This window comes from Cellulomonas septica, from assembly GCF_012396155.1.
In the GTDB taxonomy this organism is placed as follows: Bacteria; Actinomycetota; Actinomycetes; order Actinomycetales; family Cellulomonadaceae; genus Cellulomonas; species Cellulomonas septica.
The window spans coordinates 1-7496 of sequence record NZ_JAAXOY010000115.1 but is presented as its reverse complement, the minus strand read 5'-3'; the positions used below and the strand labels follow the sequence as shown (position 1 = coordinate 7496).

Here is a 7496-nt window from a genome sequence, read left to right as displayed (position 1 = left end):
GGTCGCGTCGAACAGGCGGTGCCGGTCGGCCCGCCGGCCGCCGTCGACGGCCCACAGGGTGGCCGACGTGTCAGGTCCCAGCGACACCACCGAGCGACCGTCGGGCGCGGCGACGACGGTGTGCAGCCCGGCCGGACCCGCCCAGCGCGCGGTGGTCCCGTCCTCCCGCTCCCAGACGACGATCGTGCCGTCCTCGAGGCCCGCGACCACGACGGAGCCGTCGGCGCTGACGTCGGCGGCGACGGGCGACTCGCCGTCGAGGAGGGTCGCGGCACGCGCGAACGTGGTGCGCCCGGCGTCGTCGACCTCCCGCGCCCAGACGGTCACGGCGGAGTCGACGGTGACGACCGTCTGCCCGTCGAGGGACTCGACGAGCACGTCGACGGGCCCGTCGGTGTCGAGCAGGGTGACGACGGGCGTCGACGTCGCGGCCAGGTGGAGCAGGTCGCGCGTGTTGGACCCCAGCGGCTCGTCGCCGCTCAGGTCGTCGCGTCCGACGTCGACGGCGGCGCGGGCGGCCTTCTCCGCGTCCTGGTCCAGGTCGGCGAGTGCGGTGAACAGCGTCCGCTCGCGGGCCCGGTCGGCCTTGGCGGTGTCGAGCACCCGTTGCGTCTGGCCGTAGAGCCCGATCGCGGCGACCAGCAGCACGGCGAGCGCGAGGACGAGCACGCGCATCCAGAGGCGTCGCCGCCGGTCGCGCCGCCGGTCGGCCTCGAGCGCCTGGGACGCCTCGAGGAACTCGCGCTCGTGCGGCTGCAGCGGCCGGCGCCGGGTCGCGACGTCGGCCGTCGCGGACGCGAGGTGGGACCCCGTCAGCAGCAGGCGGCGCTGCCGCCCGTTCTCGTCCCACAGCGCGGCGGCCTGCTCGAAACCGGTGAGGTGCTGCGCGCGCCAGCGGGCGTTGCTGCGCCGGACGGGCTCGATGAACCGGTCGTGCGACAGCTCGTACCAGGTCGCCTGCCGCCGGGTCTCGGGGCGGATGAGGTGCTCGAGCTCGCGCAGGATCGGCCCGTCGGCCTCGGCGGTGCCGAGGGGGCCTTCGAGCACCTGGCCGCGCAGCCCCTGCGGGGTGATGAGCCGACGCTCGAACCAGTCCCGGATGACGTCCTCGCGGACGTCGGTGACGCGTGCGGCCTCGGCGACGCGCCGGTCGTAGTAGTCGGCGAGCGCCTGCTCGACGGACCCGCCGGCGACGCCGTCGGCCGTGGTGATCTCCGTGCTGCCGGGGTCGCGGCGCGCCCAGATGGTGGTGCACGCGAGCTGGAGCTGGACGGGCTCGACGTACGCGCCGAGGACGTCGACGGTGCCGTCGAGCCGCTGCGCGCGGACCTGGCGCAGGTCGTCGACGAGCGCGTGGGCCGCCTCGGCGCGGAACTCGACGCCGGCGTCCTGCGCGGGCCGCACGACGGCGTCGAACGCCTCGTCGGCGGTGAGCAGGTCGAGGCGGTACCGGGTCCGCAGCCGCGTCGGCACGGCCCGCAGGTAGGGCTCGAGCCCGGCGAGGTGGTCCTCACGGATCGCGAAGAGCGCCCACAGCCGGTGGGCCCGCAGCGCCTCGCCGACCTGCGCGAAGAACGCGCGCTTGGCGTCCTCGTCGGTCGGGTCGAGGCTGAGGACCTCCTCGAACTGGTCGAAGACGAGCACCTCGTTGCCGGGGATGCCGTCCTGGTCGGGGCGCTGCTCGAGGTACTCGGCGAGCGTCATGTCGCGCAGCCGGTCGAGCGGGACCTGACGGTCCTCGGGGACGTCGGACTCCAGCGACATGAGCGTGCTCATGAGGTACCGGTTGTGCGGCGGCGGCTGCATCGTCGCGACGTGCGGCGTGTTGACCCGGATCACGGGCAGCACCTCGAGCCCCTCGCGGTTCAGCTCGGGGATCAGGGCGGCGTTGATGAGCGACGACTTGCCGGCGCCGGAGGGGGAGTAGAGCAGGACGATGCGCTCGGCGACGACGAGGTTGAACAGCGTGTCGAGCGCGACGGCGCGCCCGTACAGGTGCTGCCCCGCCCGGAACGACTGCGGTCCGACGTACGGGTTGCCCGTCTGCACGTCGGGCAGGACGCCCGTCACCGCGACCCCCACTGGTCGTGCAGCTCCTTGACGAACCGCTCGGTGCTGCCCCAGTACAGGCTGACGCGGGCGCCGTCGCGGAAGTAGCCCTCGAGGTAGGCCCGGGCGCGGGCCGGGTCGCTGGTCGAGCCCTCCTCGGGGTCGACCTGCACGGCGACGTGCGTGTGGTCGTTGGCCGACTTGCCCTCGTAGTTCATGACGCTGCGGTACAGGACGCGGAAGTCCCACTCGTCGAGCCGGAAGCCCACGAACATGAGGGCGGTCCGGGTGAGCGCGCCGCGCACGTGCCGGGGGACCAGCTCGCGGTTCTGCGTGACGCCGATGAGGTAGTCGAAGTAGTCGTCCTCGGTCAGGACGAGCGACTCGGGCACCTCGAGCAGCCCGAGCAGGTGGTAGACGAGCGGTCGCTGCACGGTCGGCCGGTAGGCGGGCTCGCGCTCGTACACCGACTCGGGCCAGTCGATGTCGTCGTTCCAGCGGCACAGCTCGACCTCGGGCTGCTTGCCGGCCGCCTCGAGCGCGTTCGCGAGCAGCCGGGTCGGCTGCGTCGTGATGTAGACGGGTGCGGTGAGGTCGGCGAGCACCGAGTACGGCTCGATCGCGCCGCGGTCGCGCAGCGCGTGCCAGCCGGCCGCGAGCACGTCCTCGATGGGCGGCCGGCCCGTGCGCAGCGGCTCAGGGATCTCGTCGCCGAACCGCTCGATCACCGTGCGGCGCACGTGCTGCTCGAGCTCGGAGCGCGGGAACGACCGGCTCTGGTTGATCGCGAGGTACTGCGCGACCTGCGGGAGGCTCTCGCGGTTGTGCGGCGCCATCGGGAACCGGTAGCGGTTCGCCCACGCGCGCGCGACCTCCTGCCGCGACCCGAGCAGCAGGTCGCTGATCCCCGGCCCGATGATCGGCGTGCACTTCTCGTCCTCGATGTCGCGCACGACCGACGGCCACTTCTCGAACAGCCCCTGCGAGCCGCCCGAGTCGTACCACATGCGCCCGCTGCGCAGCCGCATGAACAGCGTCGGGACCCACCAGTCGTACCGGTCGCGCACCGCCGCCCGCCCGACCGCGCACGCGCGGTCGACGAGCCCGTCGCTGTCGAGGCTGCGGAAGAACGCCGATGCGAACGTGCCGGCCGTCGCCATCGTCACGTCGCCCTGCATCGCGACGACCGCGGGGACGCCCGCCGCGGCGAGCCGCGGACCGAGGGCCGCCAGGACGCCCGCGTCGTCGGACCGCGCGTCCTCGCCCTCGCCCGCGCTGCGGCACGACGCGAGGAACACGAGGCCCGGTGTGCGGGACAGCTCGCCGAGCTGCTGCACGAGGTCGCTGCCGAGCATCGGTGCGCCCGCACCGTCGTCGTCGACGAGCAGCAGCACGGGCTCGTGGTGCTGCAGGTAGCCGTGGCACACCAGGTAGACCACGTCGTACCCGCGCCGGAGCTGGGCGACGACGTTCGTCGCCGTCGGCGTCGCCTCGCCGGGCAGCACCGTGACGGCCATGTCGCCGAGCGCGGCCCGGGCGCGGTCGAGCTCCGCCTCGACGTCGAGCGGCGCGAGCGCACCGCGACCCTGCGGGGTGTACTCCCCGACGTCGGTGGGCGACGCGACGACGACGAGCGCGCGCAGGTCACCGCGCGAGCGCGGCCGCACCGGGCGCCAGTCACGGCTGCCGAGGAACCGGGAGAACAGCACGTTCTCGTCCGTGAGGAGCGTGCGGTCGTCGTCGGGGTCGCGCAGCGTCTCCCAGCGCACGCCGTGCAGGGCCGCGGCCTCGGGCGCCGGGTCGACGACGAGCCGCACGCGCAGCCGCACCCCGTTGCTCGACGCGGTCTGCGCCGCCTGCCGGAACGCGGCGCCGAACCCGCCGCCGAACAGGCCCTTGCCGAGCGCGCGGCCGTACTCCGTGGGGTCGAGGTCGCGCAGCGCGTCAGGGTCGATGTGCGCCACGAAGCCCGCGCTGTCGCCGTCGAGGCGCGCGTCCGCGTCGCTGCGCGGCAGCGTGAGGGCGGGCCAGATGCCGTAGGTGACGTCGTCCTTGCGGTACAGCTGGATCTCGAGATCGGCGTACTCGTCCATCACGGGCCCCCGCGCGGCCAGGTGGTAGGCCCGGCGACCCCGCCCCCTTCAGGGCCGCCGGCGTTCACCCTCGAAGGTGCTCCCCGCACGGGCGCAGATACCGGGCACCGGTGCCACGATCGACGCGTGGTCCCGGCGAGGGGCCCGGGAGGGGGAGTCGGATGACGCGCGTGGCGCGGCACGTCGTCGTGCACGGGTTCGTGCAGGGCGTCGGCTACCGGTGGAGCGCGGCGCGCGAGGCCGCGCGGCTCGGCGTCGCCGGGTGGGTGCGGAACCGGTCCGACGGGGCCGTCGAGGCGGTCGTCGAGGGCGACGCGGAGGCGGTCGACGCGTTCGTCGGCTGGGCGCGGCAGGGGCCGCGCGGGGCGTCCGTGACGTCGGTCGACGTGACCGACGAGGCGCCCGGGCACCGGGTGTCGTTCGAGATCGAGCCCTGACCGTCACGTCGAGCGCGGGTCGGTGGCCGGACGCGGCCGGACGCGGCCGGACGCGACCGGGACCGGGCACCTCGACGGCACCCGGTCCCGCGCGGGCGTCAGGGCACGAGGTGCGGCGTGGGCTCCTCGGCCATCGCGCGGAGCAGCTCGATGACGACCGCGGCCGAGCGGTCCGCGGCGTCGTCGACGTGCGTGAGGAAGTCGTCGTTCGCGACGGGCCCGCACAGGTCGGAGATGCCGCGCACGGACAGGAACGGCACGCCGTACAGGTGGCTCGTGTGCGCGAGCGCCGCGGACTCCATGTCGGTCGCGAGCGCGCCGGGGAACGCGTCGCGGATCGCGTCCACGCGCGACGCGTCGATGAACGCGTCGCCCGACAGCACGGTGCCGGACAGGACGCGCAGGTCGACGGTCGCGGCGGTGGCCGCGTCGTGCAGCGCGTGCTCGGCGGCGTAGACCTCGGGCATGCCGGGGACCTGGCCGAGCTCGTAGCCGAACGCGCGCGCGTCCGCGCCGGAGTACACGTACTCCGACCCGACGACGACGTCCCCGACGCGGACCTCGACGCCGACCCCGCCCGCGCTGCCCGCGCTCACGAGCGCGCGGGGGTGGGTCGCGTTGATCGCGACGGCGGCGGCGGTCGCCGCGTTGACGAGCCCGATGCCGCTCACGACGAGCAGCACCTGCCGCCCGGCGAGCGTGAGCATCCGGTGCTGCGCGTGGCCCACGCGGGTGACCGGCCCGACGAAGTCGGCGCGCGCGACGAACGGCGCGGCCTCGTCGGCCATGGCCGTCACGACGACGGCGTCGACGGCGATCACGCGGTCACCGTGCTCCAGCCGGCGCGCTCCGCGAGGAACCCGCGCGCGGCCTCCTGCGCACCCTCGAGCGTGTGGTTCGCGCCCCAGCCGCACTGCACCTCGTTGGCCGCGGGCACCTCGGTCGCCTCGACGACGTCCTCGAGCGTCGACTGGACGAGGCCGAGCACGTCGTCGTAGTCCCACTCGCCCTGGAGGATCAGGTAGAAGCCGGTCTGGCAGCCCATCGGCGAGAAGTCGATCACGCGGTCCGAGTGGTTGCGCGAGTGCTCGGCGAACAGGTGCTCGAGCGAGTGCACGGCCGGCATCTCGAGGTGGCCCTGGTTGGGCTGCGTGAAGCGCACGTCGTACTTCTGGATCACGTCGCCCGCGGGCAGGACCTTCTGGTCCGCGAGGCGGACGTACGGTGCGGCGACGGTGCGGTGGTCGAGGTTGAACGACTCGACGTTCATACGAGGCTGGTTCACGGCACGCTTCCTGTCGGACGATGCGGAGACACCATTGTCAACCGTCCGGGCACCGTGCTGCTTCCGTCGGTCGCGGGCGTCCCGCGTCGTGGACGCCCGCGACCGCTCGGGGTCAGGACGACACGTCGGCCGTCGTGAAGCGCGCCCACGCGAGCGACGCGAACACCGCGACCCACGCGGCCTGCACCCCGAGCCCGCCGAGCACGACGCCCCAGTCGGGGGAGAGGCGCAGCAGCTCGGCGAAGTCGAGCCAGTGGTGCGTGAGCAGCCCCGGCCGGATCGCGTCGAGCGCGGGCAGGGTGTCGAGCACGCCGGACACGATCGCGACGACGACGGTCGCCGCCATCGCCCCGACCGGGACCTCGGTGAGCGTCGAGAAGAACAGCCCGACCGCGACGAGGCCCGTCATGGACAGCCCGACGAACGCGACGATCCCCGCGACGCGCAACGCCCCCGCCGCGAGCGGCACCGTGTCGCCCGAGAGCAGCACGACGTCCCGCAGCCCGAACAGCAGCGCGCCCGCGACGAGCCCGACGACCGCGATCGCGAGCACCGCGGCCGCGACGAACGCGAGCGCCCCGATCGCCTTGACGACCAGCAGGCGGCTGCGCCCGACGGGCGTGACGAGCAGGTAGCGCAGCGTGCCCGTCGACGCCTCGCCCGCGACCGCGTCGCCCGACGCGATGCCGACGGTGAGCGGCAGCAGGAACGGCAGGCAGACGAACACCGACGCGACGACGAGGAACAGCCCGTTCTCCGTGACGCGGCCGATGAAGCCCGGGCCCTCGCCCGCCATCGCGGTGTCGCGCGTGAAGAACACGACGAGGCCCAGGAGCAGCGGGACGGCGCCCAGGCCGGACAGCAGCACGAGGTTGCGGCGGCGGCCGAGCACGAGTCGCAGCTCGCTGCGCAGCATGCGGCCGAACGCGCCGCGGACCGGGCGCAGCGGAGGCGTGGCGGTCGCGACGGCCGCGGACGTGACGGTCGTGACCGACGGTGCGGCGGTCGGCGCGGGATCAGCGTGCGACATCGAAACCCTCCCCGGTCAGCTCGACGAAGATCTCCTCCAGGCTCGGGTGCCGCACCTCGAACCCGACGAGGTCGACCCCTGCGGCGACGAGCGCCGCCGACACCTTCGCGGGCGCCGTGTCGGCGAGCAGCGCGTCGACCTGGAGCCCGTCGACGGCGACCTCGTCGAGCCCGAGCGTGTCGAGCACGCGCGCCGCGGCACCGGCCAGACCCGTCGTCGTCGTGACCCGCAGCCGCGACGCCCCGCGCGCCACGAGCACCGACCGGTCGCCCTGCAGGACCATCCGCCCCGCGCGCATGATCCCGACGTGCGTGCACACCTGCTCGATCTCGGCGAGCAGGTGCGACGACACGAGCACGGTCGTGCCCGCGTCGGCGAGCTCGCGCACCAGGTGGCGGACCTCGCGCGTGCCCTGCGGGTCGAGGCCGTTCGTCGGCTCGTCGAGCACCAGCAGGTCGCGCGGGCGCAGCAGAGCCGCGGCCAGCCCGAGCCGCTGCTTCATGCCGAGCGAGTACTGCCGGTACCGCTTGTCGGCCGCGGCGCCGAGCCCGACGCGGTCGAGCGCCTCCGCGGCGCGGCGGTCGGCGTCCACCACGATCCGG

7 protein-coding genes are annotated in these 7496 nt (G+C 74.5%); 1 reads left to right on the top strand and 6 read right to left on the bottom strand.

The genetic code is table 11. From position 1 onward, the window contains the following. A partial coding sequence (locus HGA02_RS06540) for a WD40 repeat domain-containing protein (protein ID WP_425483034.1) occupies positions 1 to 2082 on the bottom strand: 2082 nt, incomplete at its 3' end. Beyond that, positions 2067 to 4142 (bottom strand): CHAT domain-containing protein, encoded by a 2076-nt coding sequence (locus tag HGA02_RS06535; protein WP_168678348.1) that lies wholly within the window; start codon positions 4140 to 4142, stop codon positions 2067 to 2069. The genes HGA02_RS06540 and HGA02_RS06535, both read right to left, overlap by 16 nt. A gap of 161 nt (positions 4143 to 4303) precedes the next feature. Between HGA02_RS06535 and HGA02_RS06530 the strand changes: the two genes are divergently transcribed. Beyond that, positions 4304 to 4579, top strand: a complete 276-nt coding sequence (locus HGA02_RS06530) for an acylphosphatase (protein WP_168678347.1) — start codon at positions 4304 to 4306, stop codon at positions 4577 to 4579. A gap of 98 nt (positions 4580 to 4677) precedes the next feature. Here HGA02_RS06530 and HGA02_RS06525 read toward each other — a convergent pair whose 3' ends face one another. The 4 genes from HGA02_RS06525 to HGA02_RS06510 all read right to left on the bottom strand — a co-directional run. Next, positions 4678 to 5400: a 5'-methylthioadenosine/adenosylhomocysteine nucleosidase gene (locus HGA02_RS06525; protein WP_168678346.1), complete on the bottom strand. Its 723-nt coding sequence runs from the start codon at positions 5398 to 5400 to the stop codon at positions 4678 to 4680. Then, complete coding sequence (locus HGA02_RS06520) at positions 5397 to 5849, bottom strand: S-ribosylhomocysteine lyase (RefSeq protein ID WP_168678349.1); 453 nt, start codon at positions 5847 to 5849, stop codon at positions 5397 to 5399. The genes HGA02_RS06525 and HGA02_RS06520 overlap by 4 nt, the downstream gene beginning before the upstream one ends. A 127-nt stretch (positions 5850 to 5976) precedes the next feature. Next, positions 5977 to 6894 carry an ABC transporter permease gene (locus tag HGA02_RS06515; RefSeq protein WP_168678345.1) on the bottom strand — a complete coding sequence of 306 codons (918 nt, stop codon included), beginning with the start codon at positions 6892 to 6894 and terminating at the stop codon, positions 5977 to 5979. Continuing rightward, positions 6881 to 7496, bottom strand: a 616-nt coding sequence (locus tag HGA02_RS06510; RefSeq protein ID WP_168678344.1) for an ABC transporter ATP-binding protein, incomplete at its 5' end; no start/stop codon positions are given. The genes HGA02_RS06510 and HGA02_RS06515, both read right to left, overlap by 14 nt.